Annotated in this window: 22 protein-coding genes and 1 pseudogene; 9 read left to right on the plus strand and 14 right to left on the minus strand. The window is 52.6% G+C overall.

The annotated features are described in order from the left end of the window. Positions 1–32: 32 nt before the first annotated feature. Positions 33–1,109 (minus strand): hypothetical protein, encoded by a 1,077-nt coding sequence (locus ACQG03_RS08895; protein ID WP_237765602.1) that lies wholly within the window; start codon positions 1,107–1,109, stop codon positions 33–35. A gap of 130 nt (positions 1,110–1,239) precedes the next feature. Between ACQG03_RS08895 and ACQG03_RS08900 the strand changes: the two are divergent. Then, positions 1,240–1,505, plus strand: a pseudogene (locus ACQG03_RS08900) (transposase); the annotation flags it as partial. A gap of 36 nt (positions 1,506–1,541) precedes the next feature. Here the strand turns inward: ACQG03_RS08900 and ACQG03_RS08905 are convergent. After that, positions 1,542–2,662 (minus strand): IS3-like element ISSen4 family transposase gene (locus tag ACQG03_RS08905; protein ID WP_085950818.1). Its coding sequence is split into 2 segments (ribosomal slippage): positions 1,542–2,404 and positions 2,404–2,662, totalling 1,122 coding nucleotides; the frame shifts between segments, so codons are not numbered across the junction. 535 nt (positions 2,663–3,197) lie between these two features. Between ACQG03_RS08905 and icd the strand changes: the two genes are divergently transcribed. Next, on the plus strand, positions 3,198–4,448 hold the full coding sequence (gene icd / locus ACQG03_RS08910; RefSeq protein WP_003857898.1) for an NADP-dependent isocitrate dehydrogenase: 1,251 nt from the start codon (positions 3,198–3,200) through the stop codon (positions 4,446–4,448). 76 nt (positions 4,449–4,524) lie between these two features. Further along, complete coding sequence (locus tag ACQG03_RS08915; RefSeq protein WP_022647773.1) at positions 4,525–4,770, plus strand: DUF2543 family protein; 246 nt, start codon at positions 4,525–4,527, stop codon at positions 4,768–4,770. A 4-nt stretch (positions 4,771–4,774) separates the two neighbouring features. Here ACQG03_RS08915 and ACQG03_RS08920 read toward each other — a convergent pair whose 3' ends face one another. Both ACQG03_RS08920 and yncL read right to left on the minus strand, forming a co-directional pair. Then, positions 4,775–6,274 carry an EAL domain-containing protein gene (locus tag ACQG03_RS08920; RefSeq protein ID WP_426726117.1) on the minus strand — a complete coding sequence of 500 codons (1,500 nt, stop codon included), beginning with the start codon at positions 6,272–6,274 and terminating at the stop codon, positions 4,775–4,777. A 123-nt stretch (positions 6,275–6,397) separates the two neighbouring features. Continuing rightward, positions 6,398–6,490 (minus strand): stress response membrane protein YncL, encoded by a 93-nt coding sequence (gene yncL / locus ACQG03_RS08925; protein WP_071524166.1) that lies wholly within the window; start codon positions 6,488–6,490, stop codon positions 6,398–6,400. A 370-nt stretch (positions 6,491–6,860) separates the two neighbouring features. Here yncL and ACQG03_RS08930 point away from each other — a divergent pair, with 370 nt between their 5' ends. Continuing rightward, positions 6,861–7,109 carry a GlsB/YeaQ/YmgE family stress response membrane protein gene (locus ACQG03_RS08930; protein ID WP_022647775.1) on the plus strand — a complete coding sequence of 83 codons (249 nt, stop codon included), beginning with the start codon at positions 6,861–6,863 and terminating at the stop codon, positions 7,107–7,109. A 52-nt stretch (positions 7,110–7,161) separates the two neighbouring features. Here ACQG03_RS08930 and yoaJ read toward each other — a convergent pair whose 3' ends face one another. The 3 genes from yoaJ to ACQG03_RS08945 are packed head-to-tail and all read right to left on the minus strand — an operon-like array spanning position 7,162 to position 8,409. Then, positions 7,162–7,236 carry a protein YoaJ gene (gene yoaJ, locus ACQG03_RS08935; protein ID WP_071785224.1) on the minus strand — a complete coding sequence of 25 codons (75 nt, stop codon included), beginning with the start codon at positions 7,234–7,236 and terminating at the stop codon, positions 7,162–7,164. After that, positions 7,237–7,335 carry a YoaK family small membrane protein gene (locus ACQG03_RS08940; protein WP_015570793.1) on the minus strand — a complete coding sequence of 33 codons (99 nt, stop codon included), beginning with the start codon at positions 7,333–7,335 and terminating at the stop codon, positions 7,237–7,239. A gap of 45 nt (positions 7,336–7,380) precedes the next feature. Continuing rightward, positions 7,381–8,409 carry a sensor domain-containing diguanylate cyclase gene (locus tag ACQG03_RS08945; protein ID WP_063163242.1) on the minus strand — a complete coding sequence of 343 codons (1,029 nt, stop codon included), beginning with the start codon at positions 8,407–8,409 and terminating at the stop codon, positions 7,381–7,383. 313 nt (positions 8,410–8,722) lie between these two features. Here ACQG03_RS08945 and ACQG03_RS08950 point away from each other — a divergent pair, with 313 nt between their 5' ends. Both ACQG03_RS08950 and ACQG03_RS08955 read left to right on the plus strand, forming a co-directional pair. Next, positions 8,723–8,977 (plus strand): putative hemolysin, encoded by a 255-nt coding sequence (locus ACQG03_RS08950; RefSeq protein ID WP_080465260.1) that lies wholly within the window; start codon positions 8,723–8,725, stop codon positions 8,975–8,977. Positions 8,978–9,057: 80 nt separating this feature from the next. Then, positions 9,058–9,363, plus strand: a complete 306-nt coding sequence (locus tag ACQG03_RS08955) for a hypothetical protein (protein WP_023299820.1) — start codon at positions 9,058–9,060, stop codon at positions 9,361–9,363. Here ACQG03_RS08955 and ACQG03_RS08960 read toward each other — a convergent pair whose 3' ends face one another. Continuing rightward, complete coding sequence (locus tag ACQG03_RS08960; protein ID WP_022647779.1) at positions 9,364–9,708, minus strand: DUF488 domain-containing protein; 345 nt, start codon at positions 9,706–9,708, stop codon at positions 9,364–9,366. Positions 9,709–9,858: 150 nt separating this feature from the next. Between ACQG03_RS08960 and ACQG03_RS08965 the strand changes: the two genes are divergently transcribed. After that, complete coding sequence (locus tag ACQG03_RS08965) at positions 9,859–10,566, plus strand: CTP synthase C-terminal region-related (seleno)protein (protein WP_022647780.1); 708 nt, start codon at positions 9,859–9,861, stop codon at positions 10,564–10,566. 31 nt (positions 10,567–10,597) lie between these two features. Here the strand turns inward: ACQG03_RS08965 and ACQG03_RS08970 are convergent, their stop codons facing one another. Next, complete coding sequence (locus tag ACQG03_RS08970) at positions 10,598–11,785, minus strand: CynX/NimT family MFS transporter (RefSeq protein ID WP_058677629.1); 1,188 nt, start codon at positions 11,783–11,785, stop codon at positions 10,598–10,600. Positions 11,786–11,884: 99 nt separating this feature from the next. On the opposite strand from ACQG03_RS08970, the gene ACQG03_RS08975 reads away from it, so the two are divergent. After that, the gene (locus ACQG03_RS08975) at positions 11,885–12,676 is read left to right on the plus strand and encodes an AraC family transcriptional regulator (RefSeq protein ID WP_023305889.1); all 792 of its coding nucleotides are present in this window, start codon (positions 11,885–11,887) and stop codon (positions 12,674–12,676) included. Here ACQG03_RS08975 and ACQG03_RS08980 read toward each other — a convergent pair. The 3 genes from ACQG03_RS08980 to ACQG03_RS08990 all read right to left on the minus strand — a co-directional run bounded on the left by ACQG03_RS08980 (position 12,660) and on the right by ACQG03_RS08990 (position 16,596). Then, on the minus strand, positions 12,660–13,106 hold the full coding sequence (locus ACQG03_RS08980) for a DUF441 domain-containing protein (protein ID WP_063163243.1): 447 nt from the start codon (positions 13,104–13,106) through the stop codon (positions 12,660–12,662). The two genes, ACQG03_RS08975 and ACQG03_RS08980, sit on opposite strands and share 17 nt — an antisense overlap. Positions 13,107–13,212: 106 nt before the next feature. Next, the gene (locus tag ACQG03_RS08985; RefSeq protein WP_063150456.1) at positions 13,213–15,249 is read right to left on the minus strand and encodes a glycoside hydrolase family 31 protein; all 2,037 of its coding nucleotides are present in this window, start codon (positions 15,247–15,249) and stop codon (positions 13,213–13,215) included. Between the two features lie 15 nt (positions 15,250–15,264). Continuing rightward, positions 15,265–16,596, minus strand: coding sequence for a glycoside-pentoside-hexuronide (GPH):cation symporter (locus ACQG03_RS08990; protein WP_063163244.1), 1,332 nt, complete (start codon positions 16,594–16,596; stop codon positions 15,265–15,267). 285 nt (positions 16,597–16,881) lie between these two features. On the opposite strand from ACQG03_RS08990, the gene yoaI reads away from it, so the two are divergent. Beyond that, complete coding sequence (yoaI, locus tag ACQG03_RS08995) at positions 16,882–16,983, plus strand: small membrane protein YoaI (protein WP_017384693.1); 102 nt, start codon at positions 16,882–16,884, stop codon at positions 16,981–16,983. Positions 16,984–17,003: 20 nt separating this feature from the next. Here the strand turns inward: yoaI and ACQG03_RS09000 are convergent, their stop codons facing one another. Both ACQG03_RS09000 and ACQG03_RS09005 read right to left on the minus strand, forming a co-directional pair. Further along, positions 17,004–17,504, minus strand: a complete 501-nt coding sequence (locus ACQG03_RS09000) for a YbaK/prolyl-tRNA synthetase associated domain-containing protein (protein ID WP_023299826.1) — start codon at positions 17,502–17,504, stop codon at positions 17,004–17,006. Positions 17,505–17,603: 99 nt separating this feature from the next. Continuing rightward, entirely contained in the window at positions 17,604–18,887 is a 1,284-nt protein-coding gene (locus tag ACQG03_RS09005) for a YeaH/YhbH family protein (protein WP_017384692.1), read from the minus strand. Positions 18,888–18,906 lie beyond the last annotated feature (19 nt).

An 18,906-nucleotide genomic window follows, 5' to 3' on the forward strand; every position in this document is an offset into this window, starting at 1 on the left:
TTAAACCACCCCCCCAAAAGAGGTGGTTAAGTTTATTGACCAGTGTGTTCAAGTGTATTGAAATCAGCGTTTGGTTGCTGGCTTATTATCCACAGTGGTAGTTGTTCGCTTTTGTAACCCTGCGGAATGGTTATTGAAAATGAGCTTGGTTCGAGCTTCGTATCAATTGCAGTTACTTGGTTTTCACTTACGGTCAACTCATTAAATGCAGTAGTTATCATAGAGCTGAGATTTCCAATGAAATCGAAACCATTCCGCTCTGTATTTTCATCGGTTTGTGGTTTAAACGTGTATCTTACGCTATGAAGTTGACCGTTTTCCTCTAAAATGGCCTCTGCATCACCGCAATCCCAATCACCAAATCTCATGAAGTAAAACGCCATTGTTTTTTCATAACCATCTTCCACCTCGTTATCTTCACAATATATTTTCACATTACCAATTATGAAGTTGGCTTGATTGTTTTCATCAATTGAGGAATCTTTGGTTTTATCAACGACAAGTTCAAAGACTAAATCTGGTCTTGTGCCAATCGCTAAATCACCAAGCATACCCATGTGATTATTCGCCAGCGAGTGAATCAGGTTCGTTGCATACTTGCGTTCGTGTTCAATGAATGCGCTTTTAGGAAGCATTGCCCATCGGTTAATACAGCGATAGTAGATAGCGTAATAAACTGGCAAACCATGAAGCTCACCATATCTTTCAACTTTATCAATGTTGTCTTTATGCAGCAGGAAAGAGGATTGAGGTCTTGGTTGGTTGCAGCTTTTAACCTCAACAAAGATGTGAGTACCATCGTTGAGGATTAATTTGTAATCGGGTGGTTGTATGTCAGCATCAGCAGCGAAACTTTCACCAGCGTCTTCTGATTTGATGAATTTACACCCTCTCAATCCAGCAGCAACATTCCCAAAAAGAGCCTCAACTCTCTTCCCGTGGACAAGCATTGGGTTGTTTTGAGATGCCTTAAGAAGCTCGCCAAAGCTCTCCATGAAAGCTTTGAAATCCTCCTCAACGTGCAGTTTGTAGCCCTTGCCGCGACTTAACTCGGTAAATACCTCAAGTGGTGCGTATTTTTCTGGATTTCTTGCTATGCGCTTCATCATGAATTTTTCTTGGGAGTGGAGGCTTACAAATTTACACCTCGACATAGGACAAATCCAGTGTGGACATTGAATCGCCACGGGTTTAACAGACACCTCAGAGTCATTTAAGATGACTTAAAGAGAGGTGCCCATGAGCGGTAAGCGTTATCCTGAAGAGTTTAAAATTGAAGCAGTCAAACAGGTTGTTGATCGTGGTCATTCTGTTTCCAGTGTTGCAACACGTCTCGATATCACCACTCACAGTCTTTACGCCTGGATAAAGAAGTACGGCCCGGATTCTTCCACTCATAATGAACAGTCAGATGCTCAGGCCGAGATCCGCCGTCTTCAGAAAGAGTTGAAGCGGGTTACGGACGAACGGGACATATTAAAAAAAGCCGCGGCGTACTTCGCAAAGCTGTCCTGACCTGCCCCCACGATTAGATACAACACTCAGTTAGTAACGTCGGAATCTTCATTCTCAGAATGACCCTTTCTCCAGCCCGCTGCAAATTCAGACGGTGTCTGATAATTCAGCGTGGAGTGCGGGCGGCATTCGTTATAATCCTGCCGCCAGTCATTAATAATTTTCCTGGCATGAACGATATCGCTGAACCAGTGCTCATTCAAACATTCATCGCGAAATCGTCCGTTAAAGCTCTCAATAAATCCGTTCTGCGTTGGCTTGCCCGGCTGGATTAAGCGCAACTCAACACCATGCTCAAAGGCCCATTGATCCAGTGCACGGCAAGTGAACTCCGGCCCCTGGTCAGTTCTTATCGTCGCCGGATAGCCTCGAAACAGTGCAATGCTGTCCAGAATACGCGTGACCTGAACGCCTGAAATCCCAAAGGCAACAGTGACCGTCAGGCATTCCTTTGTGAAATCATCGACGCAGGTAAGACACTTGATCCTGCGACCGGTGGAAAGTGCGTCCATGACGAAATCCATCGACCAGGTCAGATTGGGCGCCGCCGGACGGAGCAGCGGCAGACGTTCTGTTGCCAGCCCTTTACGACGTCTTCTGCGTTTTACGCCCAGGCCACTGAGGTGATAAAGCCGGTACACGCGCTTATGATTAACATGAAGCCCTTCACGGCGCAGCAACTGCCAAATACGACGGTAGCCAAAACGCCTGCGCTCCAGTGCCAGCTCAGTGATGCGCCCTGATAAATGCGCATCAGCAGCCGGACGGTGAGCCTCATAGCGGCAGGTCGACAGGGATAAACCTGTAAGCCTGCAGGCACGACGTTGCGACAGACCGGTCGCATCACACATCAACATCACGGCTTCCCGCTTCTGGTCTGTCGTCAGTACTTTCGCCCAAGAGCCACCTGAAGCGCCTCTTTATCCAGCATGGCTTCGGCAAGCAGCTTCTTGAGTCTGGTGTTCTCTTCCTCAAGCGACTTCAGGCGCTTAACTTCAGGCACCTCCATACCGCCATACTTCTTACGCCAGGTGTAAAACGTGGCATCGGAAATGGCATGCTTGCGGCAGAGTTCACGGGCGGGTACCCCAGCTTCGGCTTCGCGGAGAATACTGATGATCTGTTCGTCGGAAAAACGCTTCTTCATGGGGATGTCCTCATGTGGCTTATGAAGACATTACTAACATCGGGGTGTACTAATCAACGGGGAGCAGGTCATATGCATTTGACATCAGCACCAAAGATATAGCCAGAATGGACAGCTTAGTTTTCATTTGAACCTCAGAGAATGTTGAAGTCACAAGTTACTCGTTGCAGCGTAGCGCATCCATGACTTTTGATAACTTTCCCATATGTGGGAGTGAATGGTTAGTTGCTGAATCGAGGGATGTCAAACTTTGACCAAAATTTACCCTGTTAGTTAACTCTGGCAGGGTTTTTTGTTGTGTGGAATCTGGTATAACTAATTGATGTCAGATTGAATTCTTGAAAAATGCACAAAATACTATGATTCATCTAAAAGAAGTTTTCGTCATGGTATTTTCAGGCGTTATCAATTGCCGCATTATAGCCTAATAACGAAGACCTTTCATGGCGTCGGACAATCAGGTACTATCGGAAGGCTCATTACAATTTATTAACATAAGATCAGTAACAACCAGAAGCGCTCGAAGGAGAGGTTAATGGAAAGCAAAGTAGTTGTTCCGGCGGAAGGTAAAAAGATCACCCTGCAAAACGGCAAGATTAACGTTCCTCACAACCCGATTATCCCGTTCATCGAAGGTGACGGTATCGGTGTAGACGTTACCCCGGCAATGCTGAAAGTGGTTGATGCCGCTGTTGAGAAAGCCTACAAAGGCGAGCGTAAAATTTCCTGGATGGAAATTTACACCGGTGAAAAATCGACTCAAGTTTATGGCCAGGACGTCTGGCTGCCAGCCGAAACGCTGGACCTGATCCGCGACTATCGCGTTGCTATCAAAGGCCCTCTGACCACGCCAGTTGGCGGCGGCATTCGCTCCCTGAACGTGGCGCTGCGTCAGGAACTGGATCTGTATGTTTGTCTGCGTCCGGTGCGTTACTACCAGGGCACTCCAAGCCCGGTTAAGCACCCGGAACTGACCGACATGGTCATCTTCCGTGAAAACTCTGAAGACATCTACGCCGGTATCGAATGGAAAGCGGATTCTGCTGATGCAGAAAAAGTGATTAAATTCCTGCGCGAAGAGATGGGCGTGAAGAAAATTCGCTTCCCTGAGCATTGCGGCATCGGCATCAAGCCGTGCTCCGAAGAAGGGACCAAGCGTCTGGTGCGTGCCGCCATCGAATACGCTATCACCAACGATCGTGACTCTGTGACCCTGGTTCACAAAGGCAATATCATGAAGTTCACCGAAGGCGCGTTCAAAGACTGGGGGTACCAGCTGGCGACCGAAGAGTTCGGCGGTGAACTGATCGACGGCGGCCCATGGCAGAAAATTAAAAACCCGAACACCGGTAAAGAGATCATCATTAAAGATGTGATCGCCGATGCGTTCCTGCAACAGATCCTGCTGCGTCCTGCTGAATATGACGTGATCGCCTGTATGAACCTGAACGGCGACTACATCTCTGATGCGCTGGCAGCGCAGGTCGGTGGTATCGGTATCGCCCCGGGCGCGAACATCGGTGACGAGTGCGCCCTGTTCGAAGCAACTCACGGTACTGCACCGAAATATGCGGGCCAGGACAAAGTCAACCCAGGCTCTATCATTCTGTCCGCAGAGATGATGCTGCGTCATATGGAATGGTTCGAAGCCGCAGACCTGATCGTTAAGGGTATGGAAGGCGCGATTAACGCCAAAACCGTCACCTATGACTTTGAACGTCTGATGGAAGGCGCTAAACTTCTGAAATGCTCAGAGTTTGGCGACGCGATTATCGCGAACATGTAATCCACTCGCTGGGTTAAATGACAACGGGAGCCTGAGGGTTCCCGTTTTTTATGCACACAAGACGGAAAACAACGCTATGACCCATGATATCCCGCTCAAGTATTATGACATCGTCGACGAGTATGCGACTGAAACGGCAAAACCGCCAGAAGAGGCGGAGCGTACGCCACTGGCACACTATTTTCAGCTGCTGCTCACTCGCTTATACAACAATGAGGAAATCAGTGAAGAGGCGCAGCGGGAGATGGCTGTCCAGGCGGAGATAGATGAAGCGCGCATTGACGATATTGCGAACTTCCTGAATCAATGGGGCAATGAATAACGCTTCATCGCGCTGAGTAAGCCAGCAGGCTGGCGAGGTCGTGCCGGGTTAGTGATTTTGAAAAGTACCAGCCTTGCACGAGGGCATCGGGGTATCTCTGCGCGATGAACTGATATTGCGTTTCGCTTTCGACTCCCTCAAACACCAGGGTTTTGTGCAGTTTAGCGAGCGCGTCGCTAAAGATCACCAGGATATCCTGTTTATAATGCTCGTTGATGCCATCCACTAACGACTTATCCACTTTGATTTCGCCATATTTGAGATTGGACAGCCTTGCCAGATTAGAGTTTTGCACGCCAAAATCGTCTATTGAAATTTTGACGCCTGCCGATTTAAGATCCTCACAAAACTCTTCAAGGATGGCCGAGGTGGAAACGCCATTCTCGGATAACTCAACTTTGATTAACGATAAGGGAATAGCGTTCTCTAAGCATGCATGACGTAATACCGCCAGAAATTTGCCGTCTTCAATTTCTGTCCGGCCAACGTTCAGTGAAATCATTAACTGATGTTCGGCCGCCAGCCCGGCAATTTCCGCCAGGGATTTCTTTATCATGTTCTGATAATAAACGTTATACAGACCAATTTTTTTAATTAACGGGATAAACAGCTCAGGAGAAACCTCTTTGTGATTGTTATCCTGCCATCTTGATAACACTTCAACCCCGACGATTTTCTTATCAGCAACCCGAATTATGGGCTGAAAATGAACGCTGATAGTATTCGCTATCACCGCCTTGACCAGCGTTCGCTCAAGAGAAAGTCGATCTTCATAAAGTCGAAGAGAAAACAGCGTCAGGGATACCCAGATAAAGTATAAAAACAGGCACAGGAGCACCATCACTACGCGGGAGAGCGATGCCAGTCCGGCATTGTGGTGGGTGACGGTAACGCACAAATCCCAGCGCGTGCTGCACTGCGTCACGGTCTGCGTGAATAACAGTGACGACAAGCGGCTAAGGTTTTCTGTAGGTGACGTAACGGTAAAAAAGGTTCGGTCGAAATCTTTCGTGGTAGAACGAAGTGAATAGTTGGCGGTGACCGGAGAGAATTTATCGTAGGCTGAACGTGATGTGAAGATAATAAGATGGTTATAAATTGTCGCATTGCCTACAAAAAAATCTTTCTGTGAAAATTGCGCCAGACTGAATCCGTTCAGGGTGTTGTGAAGCTCAGAGGGAAGGGCGATGGGATTTGCCAGCTTGCCCCAAAATGCGGTGCAGGTGATTTTCCCATTTTCAATAAACCCCACATCGGCGAAATAGAGACTCTGCATCTTTAAATTACGGTAGACGTTCAGGCTGGCGTTATCGCATCCCTTCGCGGAGGTATTTTTAAGCGTACTGGCGATATTTTGCGTCAAGTCTTCGGAATAGCGTAAGAGCGTGTGGGAGATCTCCCTCTGCCGGTCCTTTTGCTGCTCAACGATAATGGCGTTAACCGCATACAGCGACAGGACGACCATAAAGGTTGAGATGATAGCAACGGCAATGGCCTTGTTCATTTTCCTGCTGTCCCGCCACGTCCTGAGGTGCAGGGATCTTAACACAGGTCATTAAAGCTACAAGTATGCGCGTTGAGCCCGCACGTAATTGAAAGGAAAGCCACCATGCCGACTCATTACATCTCAGAACCACTCAAACCGTGTTGAGAGCAGTAACAGTAGCGTACTGGCAGAAACAAGATTAAGGCAGATGACGAACTTGCTCGATACGTTCATGTTATCAGATTCACTTTGCTGTTCAGTAGCCACAGAGAATAGCGGTTCACCTCCTGGGAAAAAACGCCAGATTTTGGTGGGGTGAGGCAAAAAAAAGCCCACTAAAAAGTGGGCAAGAAATACTGGAAGCAATGTGAGCAATGTCGTACTGAATACCTGAGTGATTTGCTAAACTATTCAGTAATGAGAAAGATAATCTTTCTCAGTAAAAGATGCAACCCCACGATGAGTGTGGAACGGCAATTTTTATTGCTCAGATTTTACTCAAACGAACCGTGTGATTCTTATCACAAATTTCCTTTCTCAGATCCTGTGCTATCCTTTTCTGTGTCGTTGATTTAATGACAAAAACCATACAGAGAGGAAAGCTATGGGAATTTTATCCTGGATTATCTTTGGGCTGATTGCGGGGATCCTGGCGAAGTGGATTATGCCGGGCAAAGATGGCGGCGGTTTCATCGTCACAATCGTTCTGGGGATTGTGGGTGCAGTCGTCGGTGGCTGGATCAGTACCCTGTTCGGCTTTGGCAGAGTTGATGGCTTCAACTTCGGCAGCTTTGTCGTCGCGGTGATTGGCGCGCTGGTTGTTCTGTTTATCTACAGAAAAATCAAAAGCTAAATCTGACCTGTGTTAAAAAGGCTGCCTGAGGGCGGCCTTTTTACTTTGGGCGTTACCACCAGCCTAACTGCGTACCGGCGACGGCCACGATGGCGACAATCAGCATGATGAGGGTAGTTTTTCTCATTTATGCCCCCGGCGCGGCGTAACCGCCAAGGAAAAACCAGCCTAAAAACACGACTGCCGTGATAAAAATAACCACCGGAAAGAGGATCCCTATTCTCATGCCATCACCTGTTTGAGTTTGTATAAGGCCGTAGAGTGTACGGTTTTAATCTAACGCGACAAAGCCTGTTTTGTTTTTTCCTTTTTTATCCTGATACATCGCGAGGTCTGCGGTGCGCAGGGCACTATCTTCATCTGTGCAGTGAGGATCAACAATAACGACGCCATAGCTTGCACCGGGATAGAGAATAGTGACATTACCTAACCCATATTCACCCGCGATACGGCCGTTGAGGCGGGTTTTGATAGCGTTGACCTCTGTGCTGGCGTCGCCATCATTGCTGTGACTCAGGCTGGCAACCAGAAATTCATCGCCGCCGAGCCGGCCGATAATTTCGTCCTGCGTTTGCTGGTGAGTCAGTCGATTGCCGACCTGAACGAGGAACCGATCGCCCGCTTCATGACCGTACTGATCATTGATTCGCTTGAAATCATCGAGGTCAATAAAGGCAATCATGACGTTGCGGTTAAGATGGCGCGCCAGTGAGAACAGGGTGGTAAGGTTTTCAAAAATGGCGCGACGATTCGGCAGGCCGGTAAGGGCGTCGGTGTAAGAGTGGGCAATGAGCGCCGCATTTGCTTCACGAAGCTGAAGCACAAGCGACTCTTTCTGAATGTACTGACCAATTAACCCGGCAAAGAGCCTGATCACCTGCTCGCCACGCTCGCTGAACTGTTTCTGTGCGGTGCTGGCAGCGCAAAGCGTGCCGTACAGAGAACCGTCAGCCAGGTGAACCGGCACGCTCATATAGGTTGTAATACCCAGTGCTTTTGCCGCTTCACACTCCGGCCAGCGGTCGGGCACCTCGTTACTGAACAAGGTGTCGCTATCCATGGCGCGCTTACAGAGCGTTTCGTCCCAGGGCACGCTGAACCCTTCCGGGATCTGCATTTGCTTGCTGTTACGGGCATATAAAATGTGCTGCAAACGCGCGTTGATATCGATTTTGGTCAGGTAGGTTGATTCCATATCCGTCACAATTTCCAGCATTTCCAGTAGCTGACGCACCAGACTGTCGAGAGATTGCTCGGTGGAGAGGGTTTCTGAAACACGGGCAAGAATGATATCTGACATGACGCAGGTTGACTCCCATGCAGAAGACCTCTGTATCTGCATGTTATGCTGAAAATATAGACTCCGGTCATAGTAAAACATGAACTGGATTAATTTTATAGATTCTTCTGAAAGCGGATGAAGGAGAGGCTAAAAAAAAGCCCCGATGTTGAGATCGGGGCAAAACATCTTGATTACGGAATGATGTTCTCTGGTCAGAGTGAGAACAGACACCACTATAGGGATGAATCGTGCAGGTTTAATGGAGAAATCATGGAGAAAACGGCGATGACCCGTTACTCTGACGTTTTCAACACCCTGAAGGATCATGATAATGAAATATCTTCTCCTGGCGCTGGTTTTACCGCTGGCCGCATGCTCAACAAAGACCACCCCTCCTGATGCGCCTCAACCGCCGCACGCTATTGGTATGGCAAATCCGGCGTCAGTGTACTGTCTGGAGAAAGGGGGAGAGCAAATCCCTGTTCAAAGCCCGCAGGGTGTACGTACCAAGTGCAAATTGCCAGGCGGGGAAGTGATTGATGAATGGGATCTCTACCGCCGCGATCATCCGCAACCGACCAGATGACAACGGCAATAAAACTGCGATACACTTCTCTTTAGGATTATTCTTAGCCAGTTTCTGGCGGTACGTTTGCGAGAAGAAGTATGTTTCAGTTAAAACCGGGCAGCATGGCGATAATTGTGGGTGCGCGTACGACGGCGGGCCGTCGAAATATCGGTAAATCCGTGGAGCTGTTTGGCCTTTGTCAGCCGGGTCAGCGTTTTGTGAACCCGGTTAACGGCGTCATGACGCATTTACCTGATACATCAGCGCGTGCGCTGTGGCTGGTCACCGGTGATGTTTACGCCTTTGATAATCAGCACGGTTTTGCGTTTGTTCGCCCGGAACATTTGATGCCGCTTACTCCCGACGAGATGCCACACAACGTGGATGAGCTGGCAATCGGTTAATCACAGTTCACGCAGCCAGTCCGCCAGTACCCGCGCGTGATTCTGCTCCGTATTTTTCGCCCCATAGAGTAGCGTCACGGTCTGCTGTCGGGCGAGGGCCGCCAGGCGTTTGCCTTCATCCTGCTGCTGCGCCAGCTCTTTACGATAGGCTTCACTGAACGCGGTGAAATCGATCGTTTCACTGTGAAAGGCTTTCCGCAGTTCGCTGGACGGCGTTAGCGCTTTACACCACTCATCACAGGCGAGGTCGGTCTTTTTTATCCCTCGCGGCCAGAGTCTGTCTACCAGCACCCGGTAACCATCGTCTGACGTTGCCTGCTCATAGACGCGCTTACATTGAATCATCCGTTTTCCTCCTACCGTTCGACGTTCGGCAAGAACACTATAGCACCCGGCGTTTAACCACCCAATTTAAGGTATTGTGATAATTGCAAAAGATCGGTAGTCTGAGGTTCCTTATGTTATCTGAAAATCCTCCGGCATAAGGAATCTCTCATGGAACTCTCCCCGGTTAAAACGACGCTGCGCATTGCGCTGGTTGGTGATTACAATCCCGATGTTATTGCGCACCAGGCGATCCCGCTGGCGATTGACGACGCCGCTGCGGTTCTGGATCTCACCGCTGATTATGACTGGCTCGCCACGCCTGAGCTGACCAACCCCGAAGACCTGGTCGGGTACGATGCCATCTGGCTGGTACCGGCAAGCCCGTATAAAAACACCGAGGCGGCGTTTATTGCCGCGCGTTACGCGCGTGAAAACAGCATCCCTTTTCTCGGCACCTGCGGCGGGTTCCAGCATGCGCTGATTGAGTATGCCCGTAATGTGCTGGGTTGGCACGATGCAGGCCATGCCGAAACCGATACCGAGGGGAGGATGGTGATTGCGCCGCTGGCCTGCTCGCTGGTGGAAAAAACCGACGCGATTGAGCTGCGGAACAACACGCTGATTGCCAAAGCGTACGGCAAGCCGGAAATTCAGGAAGGTTATCACTGCAATTACGGCGTCTCGTCTGAGTTTGCCAGCCAGCTTGAGCGGGGCGACATGCGCGTAACGGGCTGGGACGAGCAGGGCGAGATCCGCGCGGCAGAGCTGCTGACCCATCCTTTCTTTGTCATCACCCTGTTCCAGCATGAGCGGGCTGCGCTTCAAGGGCGCCCGGTGGTGCTGGTACAGGCCATGCTGCGGGCGGCGCAGGGATAAAAAAAGCAGACCGTCAGGTCTGCCTTGAATGTCAGCGGGGTGTGATCTCCCGGTCACGCCCGGCCAGCATGCCGCACAGGGCCATCACTACCGCAGCCAGCGCGCAGGCCAGCAGCGGAATGCGCCAGTCTCCGGCGGTATCGTGAATTTTCCCCATCAGCGGTGGGCCACAGGCCGCCAGCAGATAGCCAATCGACTGTGCCATGCCGGAGAGCGCGGCGGCCTGATGGGCCGAGCTGGCCCGCAGTCCGATAAACGTCAGGCCGAGGATCATGGTGGCGCCGGATCCAAAGCCAAACACCAGCGTCCAGACGACGGCCAGCCCCGGCGCGAACCAGAACCCGGCCGCACTGACGGCGCACATCAGAGCGACAAGCCCGGCTATGCCACGCTGATCGTTAAGACGGTGCAGGATCAGCGGAATGGCGAGACCGGGAACAGCGGTTGCCAGCTGGAGAAGTCCGTGCATGGAGCCAGCCTGCGTTTCGCTGTAGCCGTGGCTAAGTAAAATCGCGGGTAACCAGCCGATAATGACGTAGTAAATCAGCGAGTTAATGCCCAGAAAAAGCGTCACCTGCCAGGCGAGTGCGGAGCGCCAGATTGCCCGATTGTGCAACGCGCCCGCGCCGGTCAGGGTGGCGGCCGGCCTCTTGCGCCATTGCGGTAACCACAGCAGCAGCGCCACCAGCGGGAAGAACATCAGCATCAACAGCGCCCCGTGCCAGCCACCACTCCCCAGCGACAGCGGAACGATCAGCGCAGACCCTGCGGCAGCGGCGGCCCCCATCGTCAGCGAATAAGCCCCCGTCAGTTTTGCGACCTGGCCCGGAAAATCACGTTTGATTAATCCGGGTAACAGGACATTGCCCAGCGCAATCCCACAGCCCACGATCGCCGTACCGATAAACAGCAGCGAGGCCGACGGCAGCGAACGTACGCCAATCCCGATGCAAATCAGCAGCAGAGCGATAAACAGGCTGCGCTCCATGCCCAGGCGCCGGGCGACGCCTGCGGCAAGGGGAGAGATAAAGGCGAAGGCCAGCAGAGGCAGCGTTGTGAGCAGACCGGTTTGCGCCGTGCTTAAGCCATAGTCCTGTCGGATGGTGTCGAGCAGGGGGGCGACCCCGGTAAAGGTGACGCGCAGCGTCGTGGCGATCATCAGGATGCCTGCAACCAGCAGCGCGCCCTGTTTCCCGGAAGGTTGAATAGCAGTAGTCATTATTGTCTCTTACTTTCAGGCGAGCGCATACCATACCGATTTAAGTCGTGGTTGAAATCAGGCTAAAATGACAGTTTATCGCTAATATCGGACAACTTTATGTATGGACTGGGACTCGACGGCTACGATCCCGATAGCCAGCACGACGCGGCGGTGGCCTTTCGCATCCGCGTGGTGGCACAAGAACAGTACATTCCGCTGCATCAGCACCGCAAAGGGCAGCTGATTATGGCGCTGGGAGGAGCGATCACCTGTGAAGTAGAGAACGCGATGCTGATGGTGCCGCCCCAGTATGCGGTGTGGATACCGGGTCAAACGCCGCACAGCAACAAGGCGACGCCCGGCGCGCAGCTCTGCCTGCTGTTTATTGAACCCGGTGCGCTCGAATTACCGACGCGTACCTGTACGTTGAAAATATCGCCCCTGGTGCGGGAGCTGGTGCTGGCGCTCGCGGACAGGTCACAGGAGGAACTGCCTCTTCCCGCTACCGGAAGGCTGGTTGACGTCCTGTTTGATGAACTGCCCCTGCAACCGCAGGAGCATCTCCAGCTGCCGGTATCTCCGCATCCGAAAATTCGTCTGATGAGTGAGACCATGGCAAACGAACCTGCCGCCTGGCAGACGCTGGCGCAGTGGGCCAGCCACTTTGCCATGAGCGAGCGCAATCTGGCGCGACTGGTGGTGAAAGAGACCGGCTTAAGCTTTCGCCGCTGGCGACACCAGCTCCAGCTGATTGTCGCATTGCAGTTTTTGATCGGCGGGAAGTCGGTCCAGCAGGCGGCGCAGGCGCTGGGGTATGACTCCACCACCGCCTTTATCACCATGTTCAAGAAAGGACTGGGACAGACGCCCGCCCGCTATATCGCAAGCCTGACTACGACTTCCCGATAAACAGCGAAACCAGTCCGGCAGCAATCAGCGGGCCAACCGGCACGCCACGAAACAGCGCCACGCCTAACACGGTGCCCACCAGCAGCCCGGCCACCAGAGAAGGCTGGCTGCTCATCAGCGTCACGCCGCGCCCGCCAAGCCATGAGACAAAAACGCCCACTGCAATCGCCACCAGCGATTTCCAGTTAACAAAGGAGTGCAGCAGCGTTGAGGCCGGTAGCGTTCCGCTGGCAATCGGGGCCATCACACCGATGGTCAAAATAATGATCCCGATGGAAAGCCCCTGTTTTTCTATCCACGGGAAGAAGGTGTTCAACGGTGTGACGCGAACGATGATCAGGACCAGAATGGAAATCGCGACGGTGGTATTGTGGCTGACAAAACCCAGAGCAGCCAGGGCCAGAAGTATGAGTAGTGTAGGGTCGAACATGACGGGATCCTTGCCAAAAATAGTAAGCCTGCTTACTTTACGCACAAACGCGACGGCAGGCAGGCTTTACTGAAAAAATTGTCTATTTTTGGGCATTTGCCTGACGTCAGTCCACCAGTTGCTGGATAAGCGGACTCCCTTCGCGGATAAACACCGGGATGGTTTCCAGCGCCGCAGGCACCCGGATATGCTCCCCACCGGCGTAGCGCTCACCGTTGAGGGCGATCCAGCTATTGCCCGTCGGCAGCCAGACATCGCGCTCACGCTGACCGGCCTGCATAACCGGCGCCACCAGAAGATCTTCACCAAACAGATACTGATCTTCACACGCCCAGCTCTGCTTATCCTTCGGATAGTGCCAGAACAGCGGACGCATGAGCGGGTCTCCGTGCAGATGAGCCTGCCGGTACAACGCGTCAATATACGGGCGCAGGGTTTCGCGCACGGTAAGCCAGTGCTGCATGATGGCGTAATTCTCTTCTCCGTAACTCCACAGCTCATTAGGCGAACCGCTGTTACACTGAGGAATACCGTCACGGTAGCGCTCCGGAGGTTGGATCTGCGGTTCGCGATAGCCGTGCATGCGCAGTACCGGTGTAAACACCGCCCACTGGAACCAACGGATCAGCAATTCATGGAACGCCGGGTCGTTAACGTTCCCTCCCTGGAAGCCGCCGATATCGGTCGTCCACCATGGGATCCCCGCCAGCCCCATATTCAGTCCTGCGGCGAGTTGATTGCGAAAAGCATGGAACGAGGAGTGGACATCACCCGACCACGCCAGCACGCCGAAGCGTTGGCTGCCAGCCCAGGCGCAGCGTACCAGGTTAACAATGTCGGTTTCGCCGTTTGCCTGGAGCCCATCGTAAAAGCCCTGCGCAAAGTCACGCGGGTAGCGATTGCCCACTTCCAGTACCGGACCGGCGTGGTAGCGATAGTTGTCAAAATCATAGGCGCGGTATTCCGGCTCCGCTTCGTCCAGCCAGAACAGCTTAATGCCCATGTCGTAGTAATTTTTCTTCACCGTATCCCAGACGAATTTCCGCGCCTCTGGATGGGTCGCATCAAAGAAGGTGGTATTGCCCATAAAATCGAGGTTGACCTGCACGCCGCGCTCACTGCTGACTAGCCAGCCTTTGGCTTTCATAAGCGGGTAGAGGGGGCTGCGCGCCTCTACCGTTGGCCACACCGACACCATCAGCGCAATACCCATTTCGCGCAGCTCGTCGACCATGCCTTCAGGATCGGGCCAGTCTACGGGGTCGAAGCACCAGGTGCCCTGATTCGGCCAGTGGAAAAAGTCGATGACCATCACCGACAGCGGCAGATTACGGCGGCGATACTCCCGCGCAACCTCCAGCACCTCCTGCTGGGTGCGGTATCGTAATTTGCACTGCCACAGTCCACTGATAAACGCCGGGGCGGGGGGCGGAGTACCGGTGGCTTTCACATACTGGCGGGTGATATCCGCCACCGTGTCAGCGGCGGTGATCCAGTAGTCCATCTCTCCTGTGACGCGGGCGCGCCATTCCGTCTGATTTTTTGCAAAGCTGGCTTCACCAATCGCCGGGTTGTTCCACAGCAGGCCATAGCCAAGGCTGGACTGCATAAAGGGCACGCTGGCCTGGGAGTTTCGCTGAGCCAGCTCCAGCGTACAGCCTTTCAGATCCAGCCACGGCTGTTGATACTGACCCATGCCATAGATGCGTTCATCCGGACGCGATTCAAACCGGACGGTGAGCTGATATTTGCCGCCCATCAGCGGTTTAAATTCGCGGCCATCCAGCTTCAGAGCGCTGACATATTTATCCTGACTCTTCTCGCTGGCACCGATACCCACCGTTGAACGCTGGCGCCACATCTCCTCCAGCAGCAGTTCGCCGCGCTGATTGTAGAAGGCCAACTGACCTTTAAGGTTCAGGGTCGCGGTAATATTGCCGTTGCGCAGCGTCAGGCTTTCCGCTTCGGCGACAATCTCGGCCTGGCAAGGGGTGGCGGGTAACAGTGCCTGTAAGGCGTCATCAAATGCCGGGGAGCAGGTGGCCCTGACGCGAAGACTGTTTTCTCCCCAGGGTTCGATGCGCAGGATCTGGCGTTCAAAACGCCATTCGATACAGTTGGAATGTTGAATCAGCTCACTCATGGATAATGCGTCCTTCTAAACAGGGTGTTTGGCGAGATGGATGGATTGCATTGTGCTGTCGTCGAGCTTGTACCAGCGCAGCGTGGCAAACGCGCAGAGCGACAAGATGCCAGGTACGACGGTGAAGAGGGCGATGATGCAGTACATGGCCGTGGTAGTTTGTTCCGGGGCATTGGCAACATAGCCGCTTAAGCCCAGCGTCCAGCCAACAATCGCGCCGCTGATCGCCATCCCCAGCTTGAGTACGGCGAGGAAGGTGGAGAAGATCACGCCGTCCATGCGTTTGCCCTGTTTCCATTCGCCGTAATCGGCGACATCCGCCATCATCACCCACATTAGCGTGGTGGTGGCCTGGTAAAGGGTGGAGACGATAAACGTCATGGGCACCAGAATAAGCACCGACTTAGGCGCAAAGAACAGGGCGATGCTGAGTACCCCCGCCAGTACGGAACAATATCCAAACATCTGCACTTTGCTGACGTTCTGCGTCAGGCGTTTGGCCAGCGCGCTGCCTGCGGCTTTCCCGAGAATATGCGCCCCGAGCATCCACATAAAATAGCTTGCGCTACCGAGATAATAAGTGACGAAATACATCATTGCGCCAAGGCGAATAACGCCAAAACCAATATTGGTTAATACCAGGACGGCGACAACTCGCCATTGGTCGTTTCGTAATAAATCCCGCAGTTCCGCAAGATAATTATTGTGGGTGGCGGGAGCCTTAATACGTTCACGCGTATTGGCGAAGCAGATCCAGAACATGATCACCGCGACGGTCGCCATAATGGCCATCGCCCAGCGGTAGCCCAGTAATTTATCGTCGCCGCCTAAAAACTCTGCCAGCGGCATCATAAAGAATGTCGACAACGCGCCACCCAGCGTGGCAAGGAAAAAGCGATAAGACTGAAGGGAAATTCGCGCATCGTTGTCGGGCGTAATTACCGCGCCCATGGAGCAATAGGGAATATTGATTGCGGTATACATCAGCATCATCAGGGTATAGCTGACGGTGGCGAAAATCATTTTACCGTGCATGTCGAGCGACGCCGGCACGGCGTAGGTCAGCAGACAGCTTGCGCCAAAGGGCAGCGCCAGCCACAGCATCCAGGGGCGGAATTTTCCCCAGCGGGTACGCGTCCTGTCTGCGATATAGCCCATCGCCGGATCAATTATGGCATCGGCGGTTCTCGCCAGAAGAAACATAGTGCCCACGAATGCGGCAGGTAACCCCACCACGTCCGTATAGTAAAACGTCAGAAAAATAATGACGTTATCCAGCCCAATATGGCTCGCCATATCGCCTAACCCATAACTGATTTTTTCTTTACGGGTAATTATCTCGGTCATTGTATTCACCTTGCCAGTGTAAGGTTTATTTATGAGGTGCTCCGTAAACAAGGTTAACCATCATGTAAAGGTTAACAATTGCGAGATCTGGCATCGGGGTTACGTAAATTTCTTTTCGTGATACCGGTAACAAATAAAGTATTTAAACAGTGACTTTATACGGGGGAGGGGAGTTAACAGCGAATCGTTTCAGCGAAAAATTGTCATTTCGCGGACGCGTCATTGTCATTTAACTGTCATTTTGCGGGAGTAAAAAAAAAGGAAATGGGCAAGGCAGAGGGCATCATGAACGATCCTATGTTTGTCGAAACGCTGATTATCTCCTCATCGTTTTTTATCATCGCGATTATTTTGATTGCTTCCGTGCTGCTGCTGGAAAACGGCTGACCGTTAGCCAGCCTCTGTATTTATTGTTTACGGAACGACACCAGTTCAGGACGGGCGATACGCAGATAGTCCTGGGTATCCATAATCACCGATTTTTCCAGCAGACCGGCGTTAAAGGCGATCTCGTCAAAGCGCTCAAACAGCAGCGGATCGGCGACCAGCGTCAGATCCGGGTGAAAGCTGAAGGGGGGAATGGCGCCGAAAACGCAGCCGGTAAGCGCATCCACTTCGGCCGGACTGGCGAGAGATGCCTTAAGCCCTCCGAAATGGCTGGCCAGCAGGCTCAGATCGGCCTGCCGATCGGCGGCGAGGATTGCCAGAATATGTTTCTTAACGCCGTTGCCTTTTACCTTACAGACCAGCGCTTTTGCTCCCTGGCGGAGATCGGTCCCGCGAATTTCACTGACCGCTTCGCATTTCCCTACGGCCTCATGCGCCACCACACGAAAGTGCGCCTCCTGCTCGGTTAATAAGCTGATTAGCTGCTGATGGGTTGTCGTCCCGGTCACGTCATCAGACATAACGATTTCACCTGTGATTAGCCAATACGTAGCTTGCTACATTAGCACGGGAGGGAGAGGGCTGAAAGAAAACAGCCAGCGGGAGCGCTGGCTGTTGATTCATGCGTTGCTGGTGGAAGACTGTTTCTGGAACAGTTCCCGGAAGACCGGATAGATGTCATCCTGGTCTCGAATGTGCTGCATCGCAAAGTTATCGAACATCGCTTGCAGATGCTCATACTCTCGCCACAGCGTCTGGTGGGCGCGACGGGTAATTTCAATGTAACTGTAGTAGCGCACCACCGGCAGGATCTTCTTCGCCAGAATTTCATGACACAGGGGCGAGTCATCCGCCCAGTTATCGCCATCCGATGCCTGTGCGGCGTAGATGTTCCACTGCGCCGGGTCGTAGCGCTCCTTCACCACCTCATCCATCAGCTTAAGGGCGCTCGACACGATGGTGCCACCGGTCTCCTGCGAGTAGAAAAACTCATGCTCATCCACCTCTTTCGCCTGAGTGTGATGACGGATGTAGACCACCTCCACGTTCTTATACGTTCTGCTCAGGAACAGATAGAGCAGAATATAAAAACGCTTAGCCATATCCTTGGTGGCCTGATCCATTGAACCTGACACGTCCATCAGGCAGAACATCACCGCCTGGCTGGAAGGCTCCGGACGTTTTTCGTAGTTCTTATAGCGCAGGTCGAACGTGTCGATAAACGGCACCCGGTCGATCTTCGCCCGCAGTTCGGCGATCTCTTTTCGCAGGCGCTCCTCTTCCAGTAGTTGCGCCGGTTCGGTGTTTTCCACCACTTTCAAGCTGGTTTCCAGCTCGCGCAGTTCGCGCCGTTTGCCTGCCGTCATCGCCGTGCGTCGCGCCAGCGAGTTTTGCAGTGAACGCACCACGCTGATGTTGGCGGGCACTCCGTTTGCGGTATAACCCGCGCGATGGGTTTTGTATTCGTTGAGCTGACGGTGCTGATTCTTTCTCAGATTCGGCAGGGCCAGATCCTCAAACAGCAGGTCGAGATATTCGTCTTTTGAAATCTGAAAGACGAACTCATCCTGGCCTTCACCGTCCTGGCTGGCCTGTCCCTGACCGCTGCCAGAACCGCCGCCTCCGCCTTGTGGCCGCTCGATTCTGTCATTCTGGACGAAGTGGTCATTACCTGGGTGCACGCGATGGCGAAGACCGCCACGCCCCTGATGAAACATCGGTTCGCTGATGTCATCGTTGGGAATGGAGACGGATTCGCCGCTGTCGACGTCGGTCACCGAGCGTTTGTTGATGGCCTCGGAGATCGACTGTTTAATTTGCGCTTTATAACGGCGCAAGAAGCGCTGGCGATTCACCGTGCTCTTGTTTTTGCCGTTAAGACGCCGGTCAATAAACCAGGTCATATATCCCCCGTACTGCATT

The organism is Enterobacter cloacae complex sp. 342H5 (assembly GCF_050030905.1).
Classification (GTDB): Bacteria; Pseudomonadota; Gammaproteobacteria; order Enterobacterales; family Enterobacteriaceae; genus Enterobacter; species Enterobacter intestinihominis.

What these genes read in the sequence shown, in the direction of transcription:
- ACQG03_RS08895 (WP_237765602.1), bottom strand. Translation starts at nt 1,109, where the DNA reads ATGATGAAGCGCATAGCAAGAAATCCAGAAAAATACGCACCACTTGAG.
- icd (WP_003857898.1), top strand. Translation starts at nt 3,198, where the DNA reads ATGGAAAGCAAAGTAGTTGTTCCGGCGGAAGGTAAAAAGATCACCCTG.
- ACQG03_RS08915 (WP_022647773.1), top strand. Translation starts at nt 4,525, where the DNA reads ATGACCCATGATATCCCGCTCAAGTATTATGACATCGTCGACGAGTAT.
- ACQG03_RS08920 (WP_426726117.1), bottom strand. Translation starts at nt 6,274, where the DNA reads ATGAACAAGGCCATTGCCGTTGCTATCATCTCAACCTTTATGGTCGTC.
- yncL (WP_071524166.1), bottom strand. Translation starts at nt 6,490, where the DNA reads ATGAACGTATCGAGCAAGTTCGTCATCTGCCTTAATCTTGTTTCTGCC.
- ACQG03_RS08930 (WP_022647775.1), top strand. Translation starts at nt 6,861, where the DNA reads ATGGGAATTTTATCCTGGATTATCTTTGGGCTGATTGCGGGGATCCTG.
- ACQG03_RS08940 (WP_015570793.1), bottom strand. Translation starts at nt 7,335, where the DNA reads ATGAGAATAGGGATCCTCTTTCCGGTGGTTATTTTTATCACGGCAGTC.
- ACQG03_RS08945 (WP_063163242.1), bottom strand. Translation starts at nt 8,409, where the DNA reads ATGTCAGATATCATTCTTGCCCGTGTTTCAGAAACCCTCTCCACCGAG.
- ACQG03_RS08950 (WP_080465260.1), top strand. Translation starts at nt 8,723, where the DNA reads ATGAAATATCTTCTCCTGGCGCTGGTTTTACCGCTGGCCGCATGCTCA.
- ACQG03_RS08955 (WP_023299820.1), top strand. Translation starts at nt 9,058, where the DNA reads ATGTTTCAGTTAAAACCGGGCAGCATGGCGATAATTGTGGGTGCGCGT.
- ACQG03_RS08960 (WP_022647779.1), bottom strand. Translation starts at nt 9,708, where the DNA reads ATGATTCAATGTAAGCGCGTCTATGAGCAGGCAACGTCAGACGATGGT.
- ACQG03_RS08965 (WP_022647780.1), top strand. Translation starts at nt 9,859, where the DNA reads ATGGAACTCTCCCCGGTTAAAACGACGCTGCGCATTGCGCTGGTTGGT.
- ACQG03_RS08970 (WP_058677629.1), bottom strand. Translation starts at nt 11,785, where the DNA reads ATGACTACTGCTATTCAACCTTCCGGGAAACAGGGCGCGCTGCTGGTT.
- ACQG03_RS08975 (WP_023305889.1), top strand. Translation starts at nt 11,885, where the DNA reads ATGTATGGACTGGGACTCGACGGCTACGATCCCGATAGCCAGCACGAC.
- ACQG03_RS08980 (WP_063163243.1), bottom strand. Translation starts at nt 13,106, where the DNA reads ATGTTCGACCCTACACTACTCATACTTCTGGCCCTGGCTGCTCTGGGT.
- ACQG03_RS08985 (WP_063150456.1), bottom strand. Translation starts at nt 15,249, where the DNA reads ATGAGTGAGCTGATTCAACATTCCAACTGTATCGAATGGCGTTTTGAA.
- ACQG03_RS08990 (WP_063163244.1), bottom strand. Translation starts at nt 16,596, where the DNA reads ATGACCGAGATAATTACCCGTAAAGAAAAAATCAGTTATGGGTTAGGC.
- yoaI (WP_017384693.1), top strand. Translation starts at nt 16,882, where the DNA reads ATGAACGATCCTATGTTTGTCGAAACGCTGATTATCTCCTCATCGTTT.
- ACQG03_RS09000 (WP_023299826.1), bottom strand. Translation starts at nt 17,504, where the DNA reads ATGTCTGATGACGTGACCGGGACGACAACCCATCAGCAGCTAATCAGC.
- ACQG03_RS09005 (WP_017384692.1), bottom strand. Translation starts at nt 18,887, where the DNA reads ATGACCTGGTTTATTGACCGGCGTCTTAACGGCAAAAACAAGAGCACG.